The sequence below is a fragment of the Chryseobacterium sp. CBTAP 102 genome (genome assembly GCF_003201365.1).
GTDB lineage: Bacteria > Bacteroidota > Bacteroidia > Flavobacteriales > Weeksellaceae > Chryseobacterium > Chryseobacterium candidae.
Genome location: NZ_QICX01000004.1, coordinates 101,994 through 124,455, shown reverse-complemented (window position 1 = coordinate 124,455; position 22,462 = coordinate 101,994). Strand labels below are relative to the sequence as shown.

Genomic DNA, 22,462 nt, shown 5'->3' with positions numbered 1-22,462 from the left:
ACGTCGGATGAAATTAAACCTTATAGGTTTTTAAAACCTATAAGGTTTGGACAAATCCAAATAAAAATATGTAACACTTAAAAACAACTAACTCAAAATGATTCACAGCTATGTTATTATATCCATTGCAGTACTGCTGTCTGTGATGATATTGGTAATGATTGGCCAGAAATTAAAAGTAGCTTACCCTATTTTTCTTGTTATTGCAGGATTATTAATAAGTTTTGTACCAGGAATGCCGCGTATTGAAATAGAGCCTGATCTTGTTTTTCTTATTTTCCTTCCGCCTATTTTGTTTGAGGCAGCCTGGTTTACTTCATGGCAGGATTTTCATAAATGGAGAAAACAGATTCTTTCTATGGCTTTCGGATTGGTATTTTTAACATCCATTGTCGTGGCTTATCTTTCATCTTCCATTATTCCCGGACTTACTTTGGCAATGGGATTTTTATTGGGAGGCGTCAATTCTCCACCGGATGCGGTAGCTGCCACTTCTGTACTGAAGCATATGAAAATTCCTAAGAAAATTACCAGTATCCTGGAAGGAGAGAGCTTAATCAATGATGCGTCAAGTTTAATTGTGTTTAAATTTGCCCTGGCAGCCGTTATTTCAGGACAGTTTATCTGGAGAGATGCCATTCAGGATTTCTTTATGATGGCCGTCGGTGGTATTGCAGTAGGAGTTGCTGTGGGCTTTCTGTTTGGTGCATTGCTTAAGGTTATTCCTACCAATTCCAATATCGATACCATTATTACTCTTATCGTCCCTTACATTATGTATGTGGGAGCGGAGCATTTTCATTTTTCAGGAGTACTGGCAGTGGTGGGCGGAGGTTTGCTGATGTCATATAATTCACATTGTTATTTAAGCCATACCTCAAGAATCCAGTCGGGGAATGTGTGGAGTGTGCTGATATTCCTGATGAATACCATCATTTTCATTCTGATTGGTCTTGAACTTCCGATTGTAGTGGAAGGAATGAAAGAATACACCATTTCAGAAGGTATTTTCTACAGTGTAGTGATTGGCGGAGCTATCATTGGAACAAGAATTCTATACAGCTATGCATTGATGTACTTCCCAAGAGTCTGCTCTAAAGAATTAAGATTAAAAGTTCCAAAACCAGACTGGCGGGAGCCGTTTATCATCAGTTTTGCAGCCATGAGAGGAGTGGTTTCACTGGCAGCAGCCCTATCAATCCCTGCTTTTTTACCCAACGGAGAAGTATTCCCACACAGAAATATTATTTTGTTTGTAACTTTTGTGATCATATTGATCACTCTGGTAGGACAAGGTCTATTGTTGAGTCCGATCTTGAAATTATTGAATATTCAGGATGCCGGAAGTGAACTGCCGGAAGAAAAACAGGAGGTAATTCTTATGCGCAAACTGAAAGAAACAGCATTGCATAAACTGGATAATGACTTTTCTGAATTAGCCGTAACCAATAGCCTGGTGCGTCATCAAAAGCACAAATTGGAAAATGAAATGATGCTGATGGCAGATAAAGCCCAATGCATGGCTTCCACAGGAGATTATGTAACAGCGATCAATGAAAATAAAGATGTCTTACGCCAAATCATTCAGGCACAGAGAAACGAACTGCACAGAATGAAAAGAGAGAAAATCTTTGATGATCACGTCATGAGAACCATTGAAATGCAGCTGGATTTTGATGAAGCCAAAATCACAGGTTTTTCACATGGGTAATTAAAAATAAAAACTATAAAAGTCACAGAAGAGTATACTGGAATAAGCTTAAATTGTGGAAGATCACAAAATGAAAATCCTTAGATTTTCAGAACTTAAGTGTACTTCTCATTAATGGAAATTTAAACTTTTAAATCATTACTGTCCGATAAAAAGTAGAAATACATTAAAAACATCAATATTTACGGCCTGTTAATTATATTTATATTTTAACTTAATCGGACAGGAATGTTTTGAAATAATTTAGAAGATAAAAACTTTTGCGGTTTTTGAGGTTAAATAGTAGGGATAAAATATGTACATTTAAACATATTAAATCCATAATATGAACACACCCATCACTGTTCAGTGTACCATAAATGCTCCGGTTGAAAAAGTCTGGAAAGCATTAACCGATAAAAATGAAATGAAATCCTGGTATTTTGATATCCAGGATTTTGTATTGGAAACAGGTAAGGAATTCAATTTCTATGAACCAGGAGGAGCCGATAAATATCATCATCACGGGGAGGTTTTAGAAATAATCCCCAATCAGAAATTAAAGCACACATGGTCTTATCCTGATTTTTCAACCCTGAAGACCGTTGTAACCTGGGAATTGCAGCCAGAAAATGAACATACGGTAGTAAAGCTAACCCATGAAGATATGGAAAACTTTAAAAATTTGGGCGAAGGTTTTTCACGAGAGAACTTTACAGAAGGCTGGAACACCATTTTGGGACAGAGCTTAAAAGAATATTTAGAAAAATAGACAATGATTACATTACAGCCCTTTACCATACATGATGCTCCACAACTGATTTCAAAAATAAAAGACGAAAGAATGCTTCTTCAGTTTGCCGGACCCGCATATCGTTTTCCTCTCACAGAAGAACAGCTGGAAACAGATTTGTCTGATGAAAAAAGAACGCTGTTTAAAATTAAAGATCAGACCGGAAGTACAATAGGTCATGCTCAGATTTTCTTAAAAGAAAAAACTTTCCTGCTGGGAAGAATTCTGATCTGGGATGAAAATAACAGGGGAAAAGGCTATGGAAAGAAGGTTATGCAGGAGCTTTTGAAATATGGCTTCAGTCATTTTGATAAAGAAACTGCCGAACTGAATGTCTACGACTGGAATACCGGAGCTATTGAATGTTACAGAAAAGTAGGGTTTGCTTTTGATCCCGATGTTAAAAACGAAGCCATGATCGATAAGGAAATATGGGTTTCCCTGAATATGAAAATCCACAGAAATACTTTTAACGTACAGAAATCATGAAACAGTTTACAGTTTACGGCAGACTGGTTTTAAGGCTCTTTTTATTCCACTGTAGATAAAGTGAATGAGAGAATTTGCTATCTATGATAACAATGGTTACATATTACAATTTGGTGAACCCGCAGATAATATTGGCAATACGGAATAAAATTTGCTATTTTTGGAGAAATATTTAGAAATTCAATGAAAAAAAATATTATAGCGGGTTTCGCAGCGATTTTATTATTGGCGTCTTGTAATAAGGATAAAGAGATTCTTAATACATTAAACACTTATAATACTTCAATGGAGGCGAAGGGTTACCATTTTGGAGATAAGCTTGAGCTTCCGAAAGAAGTAACGGAAAATGCAGAAAGCGTAACGATCAGCTTTGGAGATAAAGAAACAACCGATTTAACAATTGATCCCAAATTTTTCACACTAGGAGACAATGCTGTTACATTCAATATTAAAACAAAAGGAGGAGAAGTCCTTAATCAGGATGCAACGATCAACGTGTTTGCAAAAAATCCGGAAAAAAATATTCCTTATCAGATTGTAGCCGAATATCCTCACGATCCTAAAAACTTTGTACAGGGTTTCCAGATTGAAGGAAATACGATTTATGAAAGTGACGGGCAGAACGGATCTTCACAGATTTTAAAATATACGCTGGGAACGACCACTCCGTTGGCTTCTACAAAACAGGCTCAGGAAGATTTTTCTGAAGGAAGTACCATCGTTGGAGATAAAGTGTATCAGCTTACATGGCAGAGCAAAAAAGGATATGTCTATGATAAAAGTTCGTTAAAGCTGCTTTCAGAATTTGCTTATCCAAATGTATTAGGTGAAGGTTGGGGATTAACGTATGACGGGAAAAATCTGATTGCTTCTGACGGAAGTAAGCTTTTATATTTCCTTGATGTAAACGATCCTTCAAAACTGATTAAATATATTGCCGTTGCAGGAAGTTCTCAGGCATATGATCAGCTGAACGAGCTGGAATACCACAACGGATTTATCTATGCGAACGTATGGCAGAAGCCGGTCATTTTAAAAATCAATCCTGCTAACGGAGAAGTAGTGGGAACTTTTGATTTTACAGAAATCGCAAAACAGAATACCAAAGGAAGTGATGATGTCCTGAACGGAATTGCTTTCAAAGGGGACAATATGCTGGTAACAGGAAAGAACTGGTCAAAGATTTACGAAGTTCAGATCAAATAATCTGATTCTATTGATAAAAAACAAAAATAGCGTTCCTCCGGGAGCGTTATTTTCGTTTTGAGGATTAAATTTTAGTACTTTTGACAAATGATTAATACCTTTATGAAGCGAAACATTACTATTGGTTTTGCAGCAGTTCTATTCTTGGCTTCTTGCAGTAATAAAGAAAAAATGCTTGATTCTCTGGCAGATTATAACAATGCAAAGGAAACAAAAGGATATCATTTCGGGGATAAACTTGACCTTCCGAAAGAGGTGACGGAAAATGCAGAAAGCATTAAAATTAGCTTTGGAGATAAAGAAACCGCAGACTTAAGGATTGATCCCGAATTTTTCACACTTGGAGATAATAAAGTGGTCTTTGTAATTAAGACCAACAGCGGAGAAGTCCTGAATCAGGATGCTACCATCAATGTATTTACAAAAACTCCTGAGCAGAATATTCCCTATACAATAGTTGCCGATTACCCTCATGATCCTAAAAATTTTATTGAAGGCTTTGTGGTAGAGGGAAATACGGTGTATGAAAGTGACGGAATGAAGGGAGCTTCCCAGCTTATAAAATATACATTAGGATCTGCTGTTCCCAAAATTGTTGCAAAGCAGCCTGCTGAGATTTTTTCTGAAGGTTGTGCCATTGTGGGAGATAAGGTTTATCAGCTGACGTATCAGAATAAAATCGGTTTTATTTATGATAAAAACACTTTGAAAAAGATTTCTGAATTTCCATTGCCTGATGCAATAGGAGAAGGGTGGGGGCTTTCCTATGATGGAAAGAATCTGATCGCTACAGATGGTTCAAAGAATCTTTATTTTCTGGATGTTAATAATCCTTCAAAAGTAATAAAAACGATTGCGGTTGGCGGTAATTCTACAATTTACAATCAGCTCAATGAACTTGAATACCACAGCGGATTTATCTATGCGAATGTTTGGCATCAACCTGTCATTCTAAAAATTAATCCCGCAAACGGAGAAGTCATAGGTAAACTTGATTTTACACAGTTGACCAAAGAAAATGATAAAGGAGAGAGCGAGCATGTGTTAAACGGAATTGCTTTTAAAGGTGATCATATGCTGGTTACCGGGAAAAACTGGGAGAAAATTTATGAAGTTACTTTTCAATAAATTCATTATATCTTTTGTAGAGCGGTCTTTTTGCAGCAACAGGATGGTCTCAGTTTTGATTAACAGTAAAGAAGATTCTCTAAGACTTAATCATCTTTTGGATAAAGTTATTTTTCAGTAAATTGACCCCATTAAAAAAACAGAGTGAAGTTTTTAAACATACTATTTTTTTTCCTTTTCTGTATGGCTTCGGCACAGAATATTATTCCTTTAGATACTTTGAAACTTAAGGAAGCTAAAGATATGCTTGCTGACGATTATGGGAATCTGTATATCTATAAGAACAAAGATTTCAGCTTTACCAAATATGATTCTTTAGGGAAACAGATCGGAAAGATGATGCTTACTGTTCCATACAAAGTACAGACCGTACAAAATCCTCTGAATGTACCGTTGTTTTCTGAAAATGCTCAGGAAATGAAATTTATAGACCAGAATATGAATGAGATTCAAAGATTGGATTTTAAGCAGAAATTTGGTTTTATCAGGATGGCTTATGCTGAAGATCTCCAGCAGCTGTGGCTTTTGGATGACAGTACAAAGCGTTTGATACAGTATAATTTCAGAAATGATACAACCATCAATTCCTATCCTTTTGATATCAGTTTTGAAGATCTGATGGATATGCTGGTCTATGAAAATAAGGTCTATATTTTAACCAGAAAACATATCAGGATTTACAGCCTGAAGTTTGAAATACTTTTTGAGGCCCCGCTGGAAAACGGAAAACGGTTTCGAAGAGAAAATGATATGATCCTGGTTGTTGCCGGTAATTTCGTTTCACAATATGTGCCTGAAAAAGGAATGTCCACTGTTTTTGAAGACCAGGAAGCGCAAATTGTGGATAAAAACATCCTCTCTTATTTTGCAATCAAAGGGAACAAACTCTATCTTTACAGCTTTGAAAAAGTAAAGAAAGCGCAACAGCAAAAACAGCTTGAAGCTCAGCCGGAATCTCTGCAGACACCTACAGAAAAACCAGAAGAGAAACCTGATGAGAATACAGTAGAGAAACCTTCAGACAATACCTTACAGAAATTGATTGAAGATATTTCTCAGGTTCAGACTGAAGCTGTTGAAAAACTTATCAACTAATCAGTAAATACAAGGAAAAGAATATTATGCATATTGCAGTTACAGGAAACATCGGAGCCGGAAAAACAACTTTGACAACGATGCTTTCCAAGCATTACGGATGGGATGCACAATTTGAAGATGTAGATCATAACCCTTATCTGGAGGATTTTTATTCAGACATGAGCAAGTGGAGTTTTGCACTGCAGGTGTATTTCCTGGGCAGCAGATTCCGTCAGGTAAAAGAGATCAGAGAAAGCGGAAAAAATATTATTCAGGATCGCACCATCTATGAAGATGCCCATATTTTTGCAGAAAACCTGAATGATATGAATCTTCTTTCAGACAGAGATTTCAATAACTACTCATCGGTATTTGATCTGATGAAGTCTTTTGTATCAGCTCCAGATCTTTTAATCTATTTAAAATCAGATGTTCCTAACCTGGTTAAAAAAATTTACAAAAGAGGCCGTGAATATGAAGCATCTATCAGCATTGAATATCTGTCAAAGCTGAATCAGAAATATGAAAAATGGATTTCCAATTACACCGAAGGAAAACTTCTGATCGTAGAAGTGGATGATCTTGACTTCGTTGAAAAACCGGAAGATTTCGGATTTATTCTGGAGAAAATTGAAGCAGAACTTCACGGATTGTTTTAACATATTTTTATCAGAACATTAAGACATACTCAGGGTAATTCTTTTTAAATTTGTTTAGGATCAGGTTTAATTTTTTAATAATTAAATATATCATGGTAGTTAAAGTTTTACATAATGGAAACTGTTCAAAGTCAAATGCCGTATTGGAGTATCTTGACGAAAACGGAGTGCCTTTTGAGATCATTAATATTGTTGAAGATCCTTTAAGTCCTCTTGAAATAAGAACAGTGTTGAAAAAACTCAACCAAAGTGTTTTTCATATTATTCGTAAGACAGATAAGCTGTATATTGAGAATTATGCCGATAAAAACTATTCGGAAGAAGAATGGATAAAAATTCTTTCTGAGAATCCATCTCTTATACAAAGGCCCATTCTGGTAAAAGGTTCCGTAGCAATGCTGGGAAGACCTATTGAAAATGTAAAGTTCTTTATTGAAAAGTAAAGAATGCATCATAAAAAAATCCGCTCTTTAAAAATAAAGAGCGGATTTTTTGTTTTAATTCTTTATTTGAGAGGTTTCTTTTGCTTTTCCTTTGGGTTTTGTAAAGTATTGTATAATGCTTCCAGTTCTTTCGGTGGAATGCCAGAATCAAAAGTAGCGGAAGTATAAGTAATTCCATTGGATGTGATAATAATAGTAGCAGCTAATGCCCTGTCGGTATATCTGCCGGTTGTGGGAGACTGAAGATTCGATATTTTAGATAGATCCAGAGTCTCTGCCTGTCTGGAAATGTTCTCCCATTCAGAAAGAGACATAGCCGTTTGGGTTGAATCTCCATTTAATCTAGCGGTAATAAGGTTGGGTGTATACACAACACTTCGATTGGTTCCCCGGGTTCTTTCTGTTAATTCGATTTTTTCGATTTTTTGCTGTTTTATGATTTTAGTTGAATTTTTACTATTAACGTTATTTTTGTTTTGATTAATACAACTGATTATTGATAATATTGTAATGATATTAATTATGATAAATTGTGGTTTCATTGAATTATGTTTGTTTTATTTGGTATTTTATTGAACTGTAGTCTGTTTATGGCGGTTTTTTTTGTATGTTTGCTAAAATACAAAAATATAATAATGAATAACTCTATTATTTCGAAATCTTCTCTAGCAGTCCTATTCTTTATGGGAATTGGATTTTCAAATGCACAGATTAGAGAAGAAACAAAGTCTCCCAAAAGATTTACAGAGCAAAAGCTGGATCCTAATGGGATTGAAAAATGCGGAACACTTGAATACGAAGCAAACCTGAAAAGAAAATTTCCTGAGAGACTTACAACAGAACAGTTTGAAAAATGGCTTGCCCCTTTAATTGAAAAAGCCAAGGCTAATAAATCCCAGAATGGAACTGTTATTACAATTCCAGTCGTAGTTCATGTTATTCACAGCGGTCAGGATGTGGGAATTGCTCCTAATATCACAGATGCTCAGGTGATGTCTCAGATTACAGTAATGACTAATGATTTCAGAAAAAAGATTAACACTCCGGGATATAATACCAATCCTGTAGGTGCAGATACTGAAATACAGTTTGTGCTGGCAAAGGTAGACCCTAACGGAAATCCAACCAATGGAATTGACAGGGTAAATCTTTGCAAAGACTATTGGGCAAATGGGGCTCCTCAATATGGATATCAGAATTTTATCAATGATGTTGTAAAAACCGGGACGATCTGGGATCCTACAAAATATATGAATATGTGGAGTGTAGACTTTGCAGATAATGGATTGTTGGGATTTGCTCAGTTTCCGTCTGGCTCCGGTCTTCAGGGACTTGGTGCGAATGGAGGCCTTGCCACTACAGACGGGGTTGTTGCAGGATATTCTACTTTTGGAAGTATGGATTATAATGACGGTACATTTTTAATGCAGGCTGGCTATGACAGAGGAAGAACAATGACCCATGAAGTAGGACATTTCCTGGGGCTTAGACATATCTGGGGAGATGGAGCGTGTGGTAATGACTATTGTGCAGATACTCCAACAGCACATGAGGAAAATTATGTGTGTGATCCTTCTATCGCAAGTTGTGATAATCCTGCGGTTTTTGAAATGGTGCAGAATTATATGGATTATACAAATGATACTTGTATGAATATTTATACTACTGATCAGAAAACCAGAGTAAGGGCAGTGATGGACAATTCTCCAAGAAGAATGGAACTTAAAGCATCAAATACAGATTTGCCTATTCCTTTGTTTGTTAATGATGCGGAGATAAAATTTGACGGTGGGTGCTCAATAGGAGTCGTTAATTGTGGAGAAGGAGTGCTTCGTCTGCTTATCACCAATAGAGGTACGAGTAATTTGACATCAGCTGTTATTTCATATTCAATAAATGGAGGAACTGCTCAAACTTATAATTGGACAGGTAATTTGGCTCAAGATAAATCGGGGGTGATTAATATCCCTGTAAATGGTTCTGTAGCATCTTCTCCCGTTTCCTTCTCCCTCACATCTGTAAATGGAGCAGCAGATCAGAGAAGCACCAATAATTCTACAAGCGGTAATTATGTAAAGCCAGTTCCCCCTCAATATTTTTCAACCACTACTGTTACCTTTAAGTTGCAGAGAGACAAGTATGGCCAGGAAACGAGATGGAACCTTAAAAACAGTGCGGGACAAATTGTAAAAGAAGGCAAATATAGTAATACTCAACTAGGACAGCCTACTCCGGCTCTTATCACTCAAGTATGGACCTTACCACAGGATTGTTATGCATTTACAATGTCTGATGACTTTGGTGATGGATTGGAAAATGGATATGTAGACCTTACTACAAGTACCGGACAGACCATATTTCATCTAGAAAATGAATTTGTTTATGAGACTAAAACATTTACCACACGTGAATCGTTAGGAACCGGGGAGGTTAATAAGAACAATAAATTTGGCGTATATCCTAATCCGGTTAATGATATTCTTAACATTACTGGGCTTTCTGGAGAATCTCAATTTGAAATTCATAATGCTGTAGGACAAATTGTTAAGAAAGGAAAAATTAGTGATAATCAGATTCGTGTGGTAGACCTTGTAAAAGGAGTGTATGTTATCACGATACAGAATGCTAAAACCTCAGAAAGTATTAAATTCGTTAAGAAATAATTATACAGAATATATCTTTTAACATAGATGATCCGCTTCTGAATGGGGCGGACTTTTTTTTAACTGTAAAGGAATAAAATAAGAAAAGATATTCAGAGTAAAGAATACAATTTCCATAGTATAACTTGTAATTATAAATTCGGATAAAAAGCTACAATGTAGTGGAGGGAAATTTGGAGAATATCAGTACAATAAAAACCGCTTCATGACATCATGAAACGGCTTTTGTTTTTACAATAGAATAACGCCTTCTATTTTTGCTACTTCTTTATAAATATTCACTACCTGATTGGCATCCAAAACAAATGCATTAATGTTGCAGGCTGTGTATTTTCCATTTTTGCTTTCGCGGTTTCCCAGTGTAAATTTAATACCATCAAAAACCCTGTAAATTTCAGTAAGTTTTGCCTGGTCTGTAGGAATAATAAATTTAAATAAATAATCCTCCGGAAAATCGTGATGATCTTCCAGTTTTTCCCTTAAAGACTGATAAAAATCTTCAGGGCTTGCGTGTTGATTTCCTTGTAATATATCCATCTGCAATTGTTAATATAATATAAATATAACGAATTTTTTCCTATTTTCCAAACGGTCCCAGGAGAGATTTGGAGTTCTGATGCTCATAATCTTCAATGATATTGAATAATCCATTGACCAGCTGTTCGGAAGCCAGCTTGCTCAATCCTCCTGAATTGACAGTATTGCTGTTTCCACCTAAGAGGCTGCCCAGAAAATTACTTCCGGATAAAGCTGTATTGATGGTTTTTACAATTCCATATTCATTCAGCTTTTCATCTACCTTAGGAGCAATAGCTGCAATAAGCTGCTGGGATGTTTTTTCCTTCAGAATCTGTGTAGCAGTGGTGCCCTGCATAATTCTCGTTACATCCTGGGCATTCAGGCTGTTTACAGCATCCTGTAAAATAGGTTTTGAAGTATTTACGGTGTAAGCTGCTGCCTGTGCTATATAATCTCTTTCTTTGGCAACCAGTGAAGGTGCTATTTTTTCAAGTGTAGAATTGATATCTCTCAGTTCTTTAGGAAGTGCTTTATCTACCATATTATTCTGCAGAAATGCTTCTTTGTTCCCATAGATACCCATTCCTTTATCAATACCATTGAGCAGGATTCTCTTTATAATGGAAAGCCCCATGTCGGAAGTGGCTAATGAGGTGCAGGATTGCACACTGGTGGTAATAAATGCACCGGTTCCCACGATAAGAGCGGCTGCAATGATATATTTTTTCATTGATCTTTTTTGTTATCTGTTTTCTAAGTTGCTTTCTCAAAAACTGCACCAAAGGTAATTACTATTCTCAATTTAACAAAATATTAAATTGACTGTTGTATTTGGTGAATTTTTAGGATAAAAGTGTTAATTTATTATTAATGAAATGATTTAAAATCGATTATTATTTTAAGTATAAATTGATAAAATTTTAAATTTTATCAGTTTTCATCTAAAGAAAGTAGGTAATTTTTAAATGTTTAAGATAATTTAACATTGTTCGATATTTTTTATATTTTTGGCTAATGTCTTTTTTTGAGATTTTAAATAACTCCACTATTTAGAGACATAAAAAAATGAATTTATTTGAATAAAATTGAAACTATATGAAACAAAGTAATTTAAAGTATTCATGTCTCATTGCTGCTTTATACTTCGGTATGAATGTCAATGCTCAGACTACTCCCAAAGATACTGCCGCCAAAGAGCAGAAGATCGAGGAAGTAGTTTTGATCGGATATGGATCTCAGAAAAAAGAAAACGTTACAGGAAGTATCGGAATTGTTTCTGCAAAGGATCTTGCTGATAAACCGAATTCAAACCCTATGAGTTCTGTTCAGGGAAAAATTGCAGGTGTGAATATTACCAATGCAGGAGCTCCTGGAGGCTCGCCGAGAGTGGATATTCGAGGTATTGGATCTTTAACAGGACAAACTGTTTTTATTGTTGATGGAACAATTACAGATGATATATCTTTCCTTAATCCACAAGATATTGAGTCCATGAGTGTTTTGAAAGATCCTTCCAGTTTAGCAATTTTTGGAGCAAGAGCGTCTAACGGAGCTGTAATTATTAAAACAAAAACGGGAAGAGGTAAGAAGCCTGTTTTTAGTCTTAATTCTTATTTGGGAATCAAAAAAGTGACTAATATTCCGGAAATGGCGAATGCGGATCAATATATTGAACTATATAATGAAAAACTAAGAAATGAAGGAAATACTGATCCGACAAAATTTTTAAGCAGAGCCAATTATCCTGCAGATACGAAATGGTTTGACGAGATTTTTAGAACCAGTATCATTAACGCAAATGATTTTTCGGCCTCAGGAAGCATCGGAAAATTAAACTATTATGGAAGTATTGGAAACTTACAGGATGAAGGAAATTTAGCTGCAGGAAGAGGAATAAACTCAGGAAGTGGGTTTAACAGAATGAATACCAAGTTAAATTTATCATATAAAATAACTGATAATCTTACCATTGGTAATAATTTTACATTTTCAAAAATCCGTAGTGATGTAGCTCAGAATCCTTTACTGGATGCTTATACTGCGCCTCCTATATTTTCTACAATGAACCCTGCAACTGGTGACTATCAGTTTTTCAACGGATATTCGATACCAAACCCAAGAGCGAAATTGGATATGTTTCGTTCTCAGATAAGAGAAGAAAGACTTTTGAATAATATTTTTGCAGAATATAAATTCTTAAAAGATTTTACTGTAAGAATCAGCTATACAACGGACAATACTAATAAAAATAAGTATGAATATACCCCAAGACTTAATTATGTTCCGGTATCAGATCAAAAAGATCCGGTTCTAGTGACAAGAGATTCCAGAAATAGAAATTATGTTTGGGACAATACGTTAACCTGGAAGAAAAATTTTGGAGATCATAATTTAGAGATTTTGGGAGGTTTCTCCAGAACGAGAAATTCTTATTCTGAAACATATGCATCTGCTCAGAAAGTGTATTATGACGGAACAAATGAATCTTTAAATATACTTAATGGTACTGATCTGGTGATTTATACTGATGACAGACCTAAACTGGATCTTAATCAGGACCAATACCGTATAGAATCGCTTTTTGCCAGATTGAATTACGACTATAAAGGAAAATATCTTTTAAACGCTTCTGTTCGTAGAGATGGATCTTCACAGATTTCTACCGAGAGATTTAAGATTTTCCCAGCAGTAAGTGCAGGATGGGTAATATCAAAAGAAGATTTTATGAGTGGACAAAATTTGTTTAATCTTTTAAAGCTTAGGGCGAGCTATGGTAAACTTGGGAATCCTAATGTGAAAAGAAAGTTTACTCTGAACAGAACAATTATTGATGGAGGTGCATATTACGGAAATACTGGTTACCCTGCAGCAACAATCGACCAGATTATCGACCCGTCTATTGGATGGGAAACCACTTCAGGAGGAGATGTAGGTTTAGAAATGGCATTATTTAATAACAAGTTAAAAATTGATGCTAATTATTTTAATAAGGACTCAAAAGATGTTGTATATGGAATTTTCCAGGGTACTGTTTCCGGTGCAAGCAACTGGAGAGATTATGTAACAAATGCTTACTCTTTTAATAACAAAGGATTTGAAGTTGCTGTAAACTATAATACAAAAATTAATGAAAATATTACTTTTGGAATTTATGGTAACTATACAGGGTTGAAAAATAAAATTACTTCAGTGTATGGCGGTTCATATTTAGAAGCAGGAGCTAGTTTATTCGGAAATTCTGTTATCAGATTACAGGAAGGGCAGGCTGTAGGGTCTTATTATGGATATCAGGTTGTGGGAGTATTCCAAAATGCTGATGAAGTAGCAGCCTCAGCTACACAGAATGGAGCAAAACCCGGAGCATTTAAATTTGCTGATTTAGATGGAAATGGTATTATTGATACAAGAGATAAGACATTCCTGGGAAGTCCTATTCCAAAAGGATCTTATGGGTTTGGAGTGAATATGAATATTTATGACTTTGACTTCGCTATTGATTTCCAGGGAGTATTTGGTAATAAAATCTATAACTATAACCGCGAACAGCGTTATGGAAATGAAAACTGGGATTTAGATTTCTACAATAACAGATGGCATGGTGCGGGTACATCAAATTCATACTCTATGGTTACAAACGATCAGGCAATTATTTTACCAAGCAGTTTTTATGTAGAGGATGGAAGTTATATCAGAATCAGAAATATCCAGGTTGGATATAATTTACCAAAAACATTTGCCAAATCTATGTCTATTACTAAATTAAGATTATATGTAAGTGCTCAGAATCCATGGACAAGCTTTAAGTATAACGGCTTCTCCCCTGAAATCTTGAATTCAGATAGAGTACAAATGGGAGTGGATCAGAACATTTACCCTATCTCTGCAATCTACACATTTGGTATGAATTTAACATTTTAATTAGAAAAGTAATGAAAAAAATATTTTTATCAATTGCAATGGTTTCTCTTTTAACCAGCTGCAATAACTATTTGGATATCAAAGAGGAAGGGGAAGTAGAAGCAACATCATTTTTCCAGACTCAGGATGATGCCATGCAGGCAACTAATGCTATTTATAACTTTTTAAGAAGCTGGGAAAATTCAGCATTTCCTTACCAGTTTATTTATGGTGTTCCGGCAGATGATGTTGTAAAAGGATCCAATCCGGGAGATGGGTCTTTTATCAATGTGTATGATAATTTTACATTTACGGTAAGTGATGATGGTGTAAGAAGTTATTGGATCGGTCAGTGGCAGGCAATAAACAGAGCGAATCAGGTTATTACTAACGTTCCAAAGATAAATATGGACTCCACGCTTAAAAACAGACTTGTTGCAGAAGCAAAAATGTTGAGAGCCTATTTTTATTTTAATTTGGTAAGAATTTATGGTGGTGTGCCAATATTTGATGGAGTACAGACCAATTACAATATCCCAAGGAATTCTGTAACCGAGGTTTACAATTTTATTATATCTGATCTTACCAGTGCTGCAGAAATTCTCCCTCAAGCTTATCCAGCTACAGATCTGGGAAGAGTTACTAAGGGAGCTGCATTAGGACTATTGTCGAAAGTTTATCTTTACAAGAAAGACTGGCAAAAGGCTTATGATACTTCAAATCAGTTGATAGGAATGGGATATGATCTAGATCCTGATTTCAATCATGTATTCAGAATCGCCGGAGAGTTTGGAAAAGAATCTGTATTTGAAGTTAACTGTGATTGTGCGCCTCAGCTTAATCCAAATGCGGGAAGTCAGTATGCAGAAGTTCAGGGGGTAAGAAACCAATTCGGATGGGGATTCTTTACACCTTCTCAGGCATTGGAAAACGCATTTGAACCTGGTGATATAAGAAAAGAACTTACCATTCTTAGAAATGGAGAAACTACGCCCGAAGGTGATTTGATTGCAATGGGAGATCCAAATTCTGTAACCACATTTAACCAAAAAGTATATCTTCCTAAAGCTTTAAACAATAGCGCTTGTGCTTACGGATCAAAACAAAATATCAGAATTTTAAGATTTGCAGAAATTCTTTTAATCAATGCAGAAGCAGCTAACGAACTTGGTAATACTGCTACAGCCACAGCTAATCTTAACAAGGTAAGAACAAGAGCTCAATTGGCAGGAACTACAGCTACAACACAGACTGCACTTAGAAAAGCAATCTGGCATGAGCGTAGAGTAGAGCTTGCTATGGAAGGTGATCGTTTCGTAGACCTTGTAAGAACTGGCGAGGCAGCTGCCGTACTTGCTCCTTACGGATTCAAAGCAGGGAAGAATGAGTTATTCCCAATTCCTTTGGATGCAATGAACCAAAGTAACGGAGCTTTTGTCCAAAACCCAGGCTATTAAAATAAACCATAAACATTAGAGGAGAATGAAAGTTCTCCTCTTCTTTTAGTAAGAAACCCTATAAAAAGAGATCTCATGAAAAGGAACGTATTATCGATAGCTATCACTTCTTTATTTTTTGTGTATTCCTGTAAAAATGCTCCAATGGCCAAACAGGAAGGTGGAAAAACTGAAGCCGTAAAAAGCAATGTCACGGATGAACAATTGATGGACAGAGTACAGAAAGATGTTTTAAAGTATTTCTGGGATTACGCAGAACCTAACTCCATGTTGGGAAGAGAACGCTACCATGAAGACAATATTTATCCGGATAATGATAAGCACGTGATCACTACTGGAGGCTCAGGATTTGGGCTGGCAACTATTCTGGTAGGAGTAGAAAGAGGATTTGTTCCGAGAAAAGAAGCGGTAAAAAGACTTACACATATCATGGATTTCCTGGCTAAGGCAGACCGGCACAAAGGAGCCTGGTCACATTGGATCAATGGGGAAACCGGAAAAACAGTTCCTTTCGGGAAAAAAGATAATGGCGGTGATCTTGTAGAAACCGCATTCCTTACTTCAGGAATACTGATGATCCGTGAATACTTTAAAAACGGAAATGCAGAAGAAAAAGCCCTTGCTGCAAAATGTGATGGGGTATGGAAAGGAATCCAATGGAACTGGTATACCAAAGGAGGTGAGAAAGTCCTTTACTGGCACTGGTCACCGGATTACCAATGGGAAATGAATTTTCCTCTTGAAGGATATAATGAATGTCTGATCACTTATATTTTAGCCGCATCTTCACCTACTTATTCCATTGATGCCGAAACCTATTATAAAGGCTGGACCAGAAATGGAACTTACCTTACAGACAAAACAAAATACGGATTACCTCTGTATGTAAAACACAACTATGCCGAGGAATACGGCGGCCCCCTTTTCTGGGCACAATATTCATATATCGGGCTTGATCCGACAGGATTATCGGATAAGTTGGTGAAAAACTATTTTGATATCAATAAAAATCAAACCCTTATCGACTATAAATACTGTGTTGAAAATCCCAAGCAGTGGAAAGGTTACGGACCCAACTATTGGGGATTGACTGCCGGTTACACAAGAAATGAGGATGGAAGCACAGGATACACCGCTCATATGCCTGGCAATGATAATGGAGTAATTACTCCTACGGCTGCATTGAGCAGTTTCCCATACACACCAAAAGAATCAATGGCTTTTCTGAGATTTATATATACTCAAAAACCTGAATTCATAGGTTCTGCAGGTCCTTATGATGCTACCTCTGTCAATTATAACAATTGGTTTACCCCAAGATATCTGGCAATAGATCAGGGAACTATAGCTCCTATGATTGAAAATTACAGATCAGGATTTCTTTGGAAGTTATTTATGAATGCCCCGGAAATTCAGCAGGGATTAAAAAAACTAAGCTTCCAGTCAGCCAAATACGGAATAAAATAATTCAATAGGAACGGGCTTTAATCAAAACCTAAATAACAATATGAAACTAAAACTGAAACATATCCCTCTTTTACTGCTGCCGTTTTCATTACAACTGAATGCGCAGGAAATAAAAGCGGAACTCAATAAAGAAATTAAAAGACAGGAGAAAATGTCTTATATTCTGGATTACCCTTTAAATACAAAAGGAAATGTACCATTAATAGTTTTCCTTCATGGCTCAGGAGAACGGGGAACTAATCTGGATATGGTAAAAGCACACAGTCCGTTTACCTATAAAAATCTGATCAAAGAACCTGTAGCCATTCTGGCACCTCAGTGTCCGCAAGGAACATGGTGGGATACGGTTACCGTATATAATCTGATCAAAGAAATTCAGAAAAAATATACAATTGATGCTTCCCGAATTTATCTTACAGGGCTTTCTATGGGAGGCTGGGGAACTTTGAAACTGGCCATGGAACATCCGGAAATGTTTGCTGCAGTAGCTTCAGTCTGTGCGCCGACAGATCAGGTAATGACCGCCAATATTCATCAGTTTAAAGATTTGAATATGAAAATATTTCATGGCGGAATGGATGATATCGTACTGCCTGACAATGCTTTTAATTTTTATCAGAAGCTTCATCCTGTAAACCCTACGGCAGAACTGGTTATCTTCCCGAATGATAATCATAACTCATGGGATTCTACCTATTCCAATCCTGCTTTGTATGAATGGATGCTTTCAAAAAAGAAAAGTAATGACACCCAATGATTGAAAAGTAAAACCATCAAATTGAAGCAAAAAATATAAAAAGAATAATTTAAGAAGATAGATTTATGAAAAAGTTAATTGTAATCGCCACCTTAGCATTGGCTCCTGTATTTTCCGCTCAGGAAATGATAACGAAGCCCGTTCAGTCTTATCAGACAGCTCAGTATCAGGCTAAAAAGAAAGCATTTGTGGATAATCTTTTATCTAAAATGACATTGGATGAAAAAATCGGCCAGATGAACCTTCCCACTTCCGGAGATTTCACTACAGGACAGGCACAGAGTTCTGATATTGGAAAAAAAGTAGAGCAGGGATTAGTAGGCGGATTATTCAATATAAAAGGAGCAGATAAAATAAAAGCTGTTCAGAAAGTAGCTGTAGAAAAAAGCCGTCTGAAAATTCCTATGATTTTCGGGATGGATGTAATCCACGGCTATGAAACTACTTTCCCGATTCCATTAGGATTGGCTGCGTCATGGGATATGAATCTTATCCAGCAGTCTGCAAGAGTAGCAGCCAGAGAAGCTGCTTCGGACGGAATCAACTGGACATTCTCTCCCATGGTGGATATTTCCCGCGAACCAAGATGGGGAAGAGTATCAGAAGGTTCTGGTGAAGATCCTTATTTGGGAAGTGAAATTTCTAAAAACATGGTGTATGGTTATCAGGGGAAAGACCTTGCTAACGGAACCAATATTTTAGCCTGCGTAAAACACTTTGCATTATACGGAGCCGGAGAAGCAGGAAGAGATTATAATACGGTTGACATGAGCCATGTAAGAATGTTTAATGAGTATTTTCCTCCTTACAAAGCAGCAGTGGATGCCGGTGTTGCTTCAGTAATGGCTTCTTTCAATGAAGTGGATGGAGTACCGGCAACAGGAAACAGATGGCTTCAGACGGAAGTATTAAGAAATCTATGGAAATTCAAAGGCTTCGTCGTAACAGACTATACCGGTATCAATGAAATGGTAGACCATGGCATGGGAGATCTTCAGCAGGTTTCTGCCTTGGCTTTAAAAGCCGGAGTTGATATGGATATGGTGGGAGAAGGTTTTTTAACAACTCTAAAAAAATCTCTTGAAGAAGGAAAAGTGAAACAGGCTGAAATTGATATGGCGGCAAGAAGAATTCTTGAAGCAAAATATGATCTAGGCTTATTTGATAATCCATACAAACACGGAGATGCAAAATTGGCAGCAAAGGAAGTCTATAATATGGAAAACCGTAATATAGCAAGAAGTGCAGCGGCTCAATCCATGGTGTTATTAAAAAATGACAATCAGGTATTGCCTTTAAAGAAATCAGGAACAGTTGCTGTAATTGGCCCATTGGTAAATAACTCAATGAATATGGCCGGAACATGGAGTGTTGCTACAAAACATGCTGCCTCAGTTTCTTTGATGCAGGGATTGCAGGCAAACTATGGAAAGGAAGTTAAGTTTTTATCAGCAAAAGGAGCCAATATAGATGATGATGCCAAGTTAGAAGAAATTTATGCAGCTCACGGTAAAAAAACAGACAGAGATAACCGTTCCAAAGAAGAATTGCTAAGAGAAGCTGTGGATGTTGCCGGCAAAGCAGATGTGATTGTCCTGGCTATCGGAGAATCTGCAGAAATGAGCGGAGAATCTTCTTCCAGAACGGAAATTACCATTCCTCAGTCTCAGGTTGATTTATTAAATGAATTAAAGAAAACCGGAAAACCGATTGCAATGGTTCTTTTCACAGGCCGTCCTTTAGCATTAACCAATGTAAAAGATACTCCGGATTCTATCTTGAATGCCTGGTTTGCAGGATCTGAAGCAGGAAATGCCATTGCAGATGTTCTGTTCGGAAAAGTAAACCCATCCGGAAAACTTCCGATGACTTTCCCAAGAAGCCTAGGGCAGGTGCCCATCTATTATAATGCTAAAAATACAGGTCGTCCGCTAAGTCAGGACAAAGTAGACAAATGTACTTATGAAAGATTCCGCTCCAACTATATGGACGAATGTAATACACCATTATATGCTTTCGGGTACGGATTGAGCTATACGAAATTCAATTACTCCGATATGGCGGTTTCCGCTAATACCGCGAAAGGAAATCAGACCGTTCAGGCATCAGTTACAGTAACGAATACAGGAAACTATGACGGCGCTGAAGTGGTTCAGCTGTATATCAGAGATAGGGTAGGAAGTATCACAAGACCGGTTAAAGAATTGAAAGGCTTCCAGAAAATATTTTTGAAGAAAGGAGAATCTAAAAAAGTAACTTTTGATATCACTCCTGAAAACCTGAAGTTTTACAACGGAGATTTGAAATACGACTGGGAATCAGGTGAATTCGATATCATGATCGGAACAAGTTCTGACAATGTACAGCATTCAAAGATTAACTGGACTAAGTAAGATCTGAAAAGTTCCTCCGGAGTTGTATATTTTCTATTCTTTGGCATGATTTTTAATAATAGATGTGTAATTATTATATACACATTGACATGAAAAAAACAATTTTATTAAGCACAATGTTCCTTGGTTCTTTAGTGTTTGCCCAAAAAGGAGCCATAAAAGGTGGTGACAAAGATGCACACGGATGTATTGGTTCAGCAGGGTATACTTATTCTCAGATTAAGAAAGACTGTATAAGAACTTTTGAACAAAAAATTAAGCTGACAGAAGTAGCTCCGAAAGACAGCTATACTTCAATAGCTGCAGTTATTTTCAGTAAAGACATGAAAAAAGCTGAGGTTTTTGTAAAAGATGCCGGTGAAAGAAGCATTATCCTTACCAGAACAGGAGGTAAAGCCAAAGTCTGGAAAAAGGATGGCTATGTATTGGTTCCTTACAAAAAGAACGGATATCAGCTTAAAAAAGATAATATCGTGATCTATCAATAAAATCCGATTTCAAAAAAGAAAAGCCATTCGCAAGAGTGGTTTTTTTTGTAACTTAGAAAATTAATTAATATCACATTTTGGGATATTTTAATCTATCAGAAAACAAAAATTTTACATATGAAAAAAATAATTTTATTTAGTACCTTGTTCCTTGGTTCATTCGTTTTTGCGCAAAAAAGTACTCCTGTTCTCGGAGGAGACAGAGATGTTCATGGTTGTATTGGTTCAGCAGGATATACTTATTCACAATTAAGAAATAATTGTATACAAACTTTCAATCAGAAAATAAAACTTAAAGAAGTAAATTCAGATAAAAGTTATACGACAATGACGGCAGTTATCTTTACTAAAAATCAGAAAAAGGCTGAAATTTTTATTCAGGATGGAAATGCAAAAAGTATCATTTTGGATAAAAAAGGAAAAGAAAAAGTATGGAAAAGCGGATCTCACATTAAAGACAGTTATGTCCTTACTCCTTATAAAAAAGGGTATCAAATCAAGAAAAATGATGTTGTCATCTATCAATAAGTTCAGACTTAAAAAGATATATAGCCACTCGGAAGAGTGGTTTTTTTGTGGTATAAATTTAATTAGATTTTAATATGACATGTTTTGTCACTTTAGGTAGATATTTTTGCATCATTATAGAATGAAAATATACAGAGAATTTACTTATAAATAGTGGGATTTACAGGATGCCACATTGAAGTGATTGTCATGTCTTAAAAAGTATTAAACTCGTTCTAAATAGAGTTTTTTTATCTTCCTTATTTTAAGAAAGTATATAAATATACAATAATGATTATTCGAAATAATAAACAAATTATCATTGTAAGTTGAATAAAACGAATAAGTTATATTTTTGTTTTAAAAAAATCTTTATATTGGACCTACCAAATTAAAGCGTAATCCGAAAAGCATAAGAGTAGGAGAAAAATCAAAAAATGTTACTATGAAAAACTTAAGAAAACTTTCAAAAAGAGAATTGAAAACTGTTCAGGGAGGTATCCCGATGTGTCTGGCAGGGTACTTCTGGTGCTCATTGGAAAGAAAATGTATTCCGGTAGGATCGCCATGCGGACTTATTATCGACTAATTAATTAAAAATAGTATAAAACAGGCTGTCTCAGAAATGGAATAGCCTGTTTTATTTGCTCTTACCAATCTACTTAGCAATCAGGAGCGTTAAGAAAATTTCAAATCCGTTAAAAAATTTCCACTGTCTGAGCATGGGACTTATTCAGAACCGAAGCAGAAACTTATGATCCATGCGAGTTTGGAAATTTTAGGAGTACATTCAAATTTTTAGCGTATGATTCCCGTCCTGAACTTTTGT

At 36.1% G+C, this 22,462-nt stretch carries 20 protein-coding genes; 17 read left to right on the top strand and 3 right to left on the bottom strand.

Annotated elements, in window-relative coordinates:
• The first annotated feature begins 97 nt into the window (after positions 1-97).
• From C8D70_RS07435 to C8D70_RS07395, 8 genes are all read left to right on the top strand, one after another.
• Positions 98-1,711: a Na+/H+ antiporter gene (locus C8D70_RS07435; RefSeq protein WP_110366894.1), complete on the top strand. Its 1,614-nt coding sequence runs from the start codon at positions 98-100 to the stop codon at positions 1,709-1,711.
• Positions 1,712-2,036: 325 nt separating this feature from the next.
• The gene (locus C8D70_RS07430) at positions 2,037-2,462 is read left to right on the top strand and encodes an SRPBCC family protein (RefSeq protein ID WP_110366893.1); all 426 of its coding nucleotides are present in this window, start codon (positions 2,037-2,039) and stop codon (positions 2,460-2,462) included.
• 3 nt (positions 2,463-2,465) lie between these two features.
• Positions 2,466-2,972 carry a GNAT family N-acetyltransferase gene (locus C8D70_RS07425; RefSeq protein ID WP_076597248.1) on the top strand — a complete coding sequence of 169 codons (507 nt, stop codon included), beginning with the start codon at positions 2,466-2,468 and terminating at the stop codon, positions 2,970-2,972.
• A gap of 183 nt (positions 2,973-3,155) precedes the next feature.
• Positions 3,156-4,178, top strand: a complete 1,023-nt coding sequence (locus C8D70_RS07415; RefSeq protein ID WP_076597249.1) for a glutaminyl-peptide cyclotransferase — start codon at positions 3,156-3,158, stop codon at positions 4,176-4,178.
• A 102-nt stretch (positions 4,179-4,280) separates the two neighbouring features.
• Positions 4,281-5,306, top strand: a complete 1,026-nt coding sequence (locus tag C8D70_RS07410) for a glutaminyl-peptide cyclotransferase (RefSeq protein ID WP_110367012.1) — start codon at positions 4,281-4,283, stop codon at positions 5,304-5,306.
• A gap of 144 nt (positions 5,307-5,450) precedes the next feature.
• Positions 5,451-6,401 carry a hypothetical protein gene (locus C8D70_RS07405; RefSeq protein WP_228408000.1) on the top strand — a complete coding sequence of 317 codons (951 nt, stop codon included), beginning with the start codon at positions 5,451-5,453 and terminating at the stop codon, positions 6,399-6,401.
• Between the two features lie 26 nt (positions 6,402-6,427).
• Positions 6,428-7,042 carry a deoxynucleoside kinase gene (locus tag C8D70_RS07400; RefSeq protein ID WP_002977952.1) on the top strand — a complete coding sequence of 205 codons (615 nt, stop codon included), beginning with the start codon at positions 6,428-6,430 and terminating at the stop codon, positions 7,040-7,042.
• A 92-nt stretch (positions 7,043-7,134) separates the two neighbouring features.
• Complete coding sequence (locus C8D70_RS07395) at positions 7,135-7,485, top strand: arsenate reductase family protein (RefSeq protein ID WP_076597252.1); 351 nt, start codon at positions 7,135-7,137, stop codon at positions 7,483-7,485.
• Between the two features lie 62 nt (positions 7,486-7,547).
• Here C8D70_RS07395 and C8D70_RS07390 read toward each other — a convergent pair whose 3' ends face one another.
• A complete protein-coding gene (locus tag C8D70_RS07390; RefSeq protein WP_076597253.1) occupies positions 7,548-8,027 on the bottom strand; it encodes a hypothetical protein in 480 nt (159 codons plus the stop codon).
• A gap of 93 nt (positions 8,028-8,120) precedes the next feature.
• Here C8D70_RS07390 and C8D70_RS07385 point away from each other — a divergent pair, with 93 nt between their 5' ends.
• Positions 8,121-10,148 carry a M43 family zinc metalloprotease gene (locus C8D70_RS07385; RefSeq protein ID WP_181416103.1) on the top strand — a complete coding sequence of 676 codons (2,028 nt, stop codon included), beginning with the start codon at positions 8,121-8,123 and terminating at the stop codon, positions 10,146-10,148.
• A gap of 231 nt (positions 10,149-10,379) precedes the next feature.
• Here the strand turns inward: C8D70_RS07385 and C8D70_RS07380 are convergent, their stop codons facing one another.
• Both C8D70_RS07380 and C8D70_RS07375 read right to left on the bottom strand, forming a co-directional pair.
• Positions 10,380-10,685 carry a DUF493 family protein gene (locus tag C8D70_RS07380; protein WP_047433612.1) on the bottom strand — a complete coding sequence of 102 codons (306 nt, stop codon included), beginning with the start codon at positions 10,683-10,685 and terminating at the stop codon, positions 10,380-10,382.
• Positions 10,686-10,725: 40 nt separating this feature from the next.
• Entirely contained in the window at positions 10,726-11,397 is a 672-nt protein-coding gene (locus C8D70_RS07375; RefSeq protein WP_076597255.1) for a DUF4197 family protein, read from the bottom strand.
• Positions 11,398-11,762: 365 nt separating this feature from the next.
• Between C8D70_RS07375 and C8D70_RS07370 the strand changes: the two genes are divergently transcribed.
• The 8 genes from C8D70_RS07370 (at position 11,763) to C8D70_RS20760 (ending at position 22,222) form a co-directional block, all read left to right on the top strand.
• A complete protein-coding gene (locus C8D70_RS07370) occupies positions 11,763-14,585 on the top strand; it encodes a SusC/RagA family TonB-linked outer membrane protein (protein WP_110366890.1) in 2,823 nt (940 codons plus the stop codon).
• Positions 14,586-14,596: 11 nt separating this feature from the next.
• A complete protein-coding gene (locus C8D70_RS07365; RefSeq protein WP_076597257.1) occupies positions 14,597-16,021 on the top strand; it encodes a RagB/SusD family nutrient uptake outer membrane protein in 1,425 nt (474 codons plus the stop codon).
• A gap of 75 nt (positions 16,022-16,096) precedes the next feature.
• Positions 16,097-17,488, top strand: coding sequence for a glucoamylase family protein (locus C8D70_RS07360; protein ID WP_110366889.1), 1,392 nt, complete (start codon positions 16,097-16,099; stop codon positions 17,486-17,488).
• 40 nt (positions 17,489-17,528) lie between these two features.
• Entirely contained in the window at positions 17,529-18,245 is a 717-nt protein-coding gene (locus C8D70_RS07355) for a prolyl oligopeptidase family serine peptidase (protein ID WP_110366888.1), read from the top strand.
• Between the two features lie 65 nt (positions 18,246-18,310).
• On the top strand, positions 18,311-20,638 hold the full coding sequence (gene bglX / locus C8D70_RS07350; protein ID WP_110366887.1) for a beta-glucosidase BglX: 2,328 nt from the start codon (positions 18,311-18,313) through the stop codon (positions 20,636-20,638).
• A gap of 89 nt (positions 20,639-20,727) precedes the next feature.
• Positions 20,728-21,126: a hypothetical protein gene (locus C8D70_RS07345; protein ID WP_076597261.1), complete on the top strand. Its 399-nt coding sequence runs from the start codon at positions 20,728-20,730 to the stop codon at positions 21,124-21,126.
• A gap of 117 nt (positions 21,127-21,243) precedes the next feature.
• The gene (locus C8D70_RS07340; protein ID WP_076597262.1) at positions 21,244-21,654 is read left to right on the top strand and encodes a hypothetical protein; all 411 of its coding nucleotides are present in this window, start codon (positions 21,244-21,246) and stop codon (positions 21,652-21,654) included.
• Positions 21,655-22,078: 424 nt separating this feature from the next.
• Positions 22,079-22,222 carry a bacteriocin-like protein gene (locus C8D70_RS20760; RefSeq protein ID WP_156121528.1) on the top strand — a complete coding sequence of 48 codons (144 nt, stop codon included), beginning with the start codon at positions 22,079-22,081 and terminating at the stop codon, positions 22,220-22,222.
• Positions 22,223-22,462 lie beyond the last annotated feature (240 nt).

Bases quoted from the DNA above. Each gene is read 5' to 3' on its own strand.
- C8D70_RS07370 (WP_110366890.1), top strand. From the start codon at position 11,763: ATGAAACAAAGTAATTTAAAGTATTCATGTCTCATTGCTGCTTTATAC.
- C8D70_RS07430 (WP_110366893.1), top strand. From the start codon at position 2,037: ATGAACACACCCATCACTGTTCAGTGTACCATAAATGCTCCGGTTGAA.
- C8D70_RS07390 (WP_076597253.1), bottom strand. From the start codon at position 8,027: ATGAAACCACAATTTATCATAATTAATATCATTACAATATTATCAATA.
- C8D70_RS20760 (WP_156121528.1), top strand. From the start codon at position 22,079: ATGAAAAACTTAAGAAAACTTTCAAAAAGAGAATTGAAAACTGTTCAG.
- C8D70_RS07410 (WP_110367012.1), top strand. From the start codon at position 4,281: ATGAAGCGAAACATTACTATTGGTTTTGCAGCAGTTCTATTCTTGGCT.
- C8D70_RS07425 (WP_076597248.1), top strand. From the start codon at position 2,466: ATGATTACATTACAGCCCTTTACCATACATGATGCTCCACAACTGATT.
- C8D70_RS07385 (WP_181416103.1), top strand. From the start codon at position 8,121: ATGAATAACTCTATTATTTCGAAATCTTCTCTAGCAGTCCTATTCTTT.
- C8D70_RS07375 (WP_076597255.1), bottom strand. From the start codon at position 11,397: ATGAAAAAATATATCATTGCAGCCGCTCTTATCGTGGGAACCGGTGCA.
- C8D70_RS07415 (WP_076597249.1), top strand. From the start codon at position 3,156: ATGAAAAAAAATATTATAGCGGGTTTCGCAGCGATTTTATTATTGGCG.
- C8D70_RS07395 (WP_076597252.1), top strand. From the start codon at position 7,135: ATGGTAGTTAAAGTTTTACATAATGGAAACTGTTCAAAGTCAAATGCC.
- C8D70_RS07400 (WP_002977952.1), top strand. From the start codon at position 6,428: ATGCATATTGCAGTTACAGGAAACATCGGAGCCGGAAAAACAACTTTG.
- C8D70_RS07365 (WP_076597257.1), top strand. From the start codon at position 14,597: ATGAAAAAAATATTTTTATCAATTGCAATGGTTTCTCTTTTAACCAGC.
- C8D70_RS07380 (WP_047433612.1), bottom strand. From the start codon at position 10,685: ATGGATATATTACAAGGAAATCAACACGCAAGCCCTGAAGATTTTTAT.
- C8D70_RS07340 (WP_076597262.1), top strand. From the start codon at position 21,244: ATGAAAAAAATAATTTTATTTAGTACCTTGTTCCTTGGTTCATTCGTT.
- bglX (WP_110366887.1), top strand. From the start codon at position 18,311: ATGAAAAAGTTAATTGTAATCGCCACCTTAGCATTGGCTCCTGTATTT.
- C8D70_RS07355 (WP_110366888.1), top strand. From the start codon at position 17,529: ATGAAACTAAAACTGAAACATATCCCTCTTTTACTGCTGCCGTTTTCA.
- C8D70_RS07360 (WP_110366889.1), top strand. From the start codon at position 16,097: ATGAAAAGGAACGTATTATCGATAGCTATCACTTCTTTATTTTTTGTG.
- C8D70_RS07435 (WP_110366894.1), top strand. From the start codon at position 98: ATGATTCACAGCTATGTTATTATATCCATTGCAGTACTGCTGTCTGTG.
- C8D70_RS07345 (WP_076597261.1), top strand. From the start codon at position 20,728: ATGAAAAAAACAATTTTATTAAGCACAATGTTCCTTGGTTCTTTAGTG.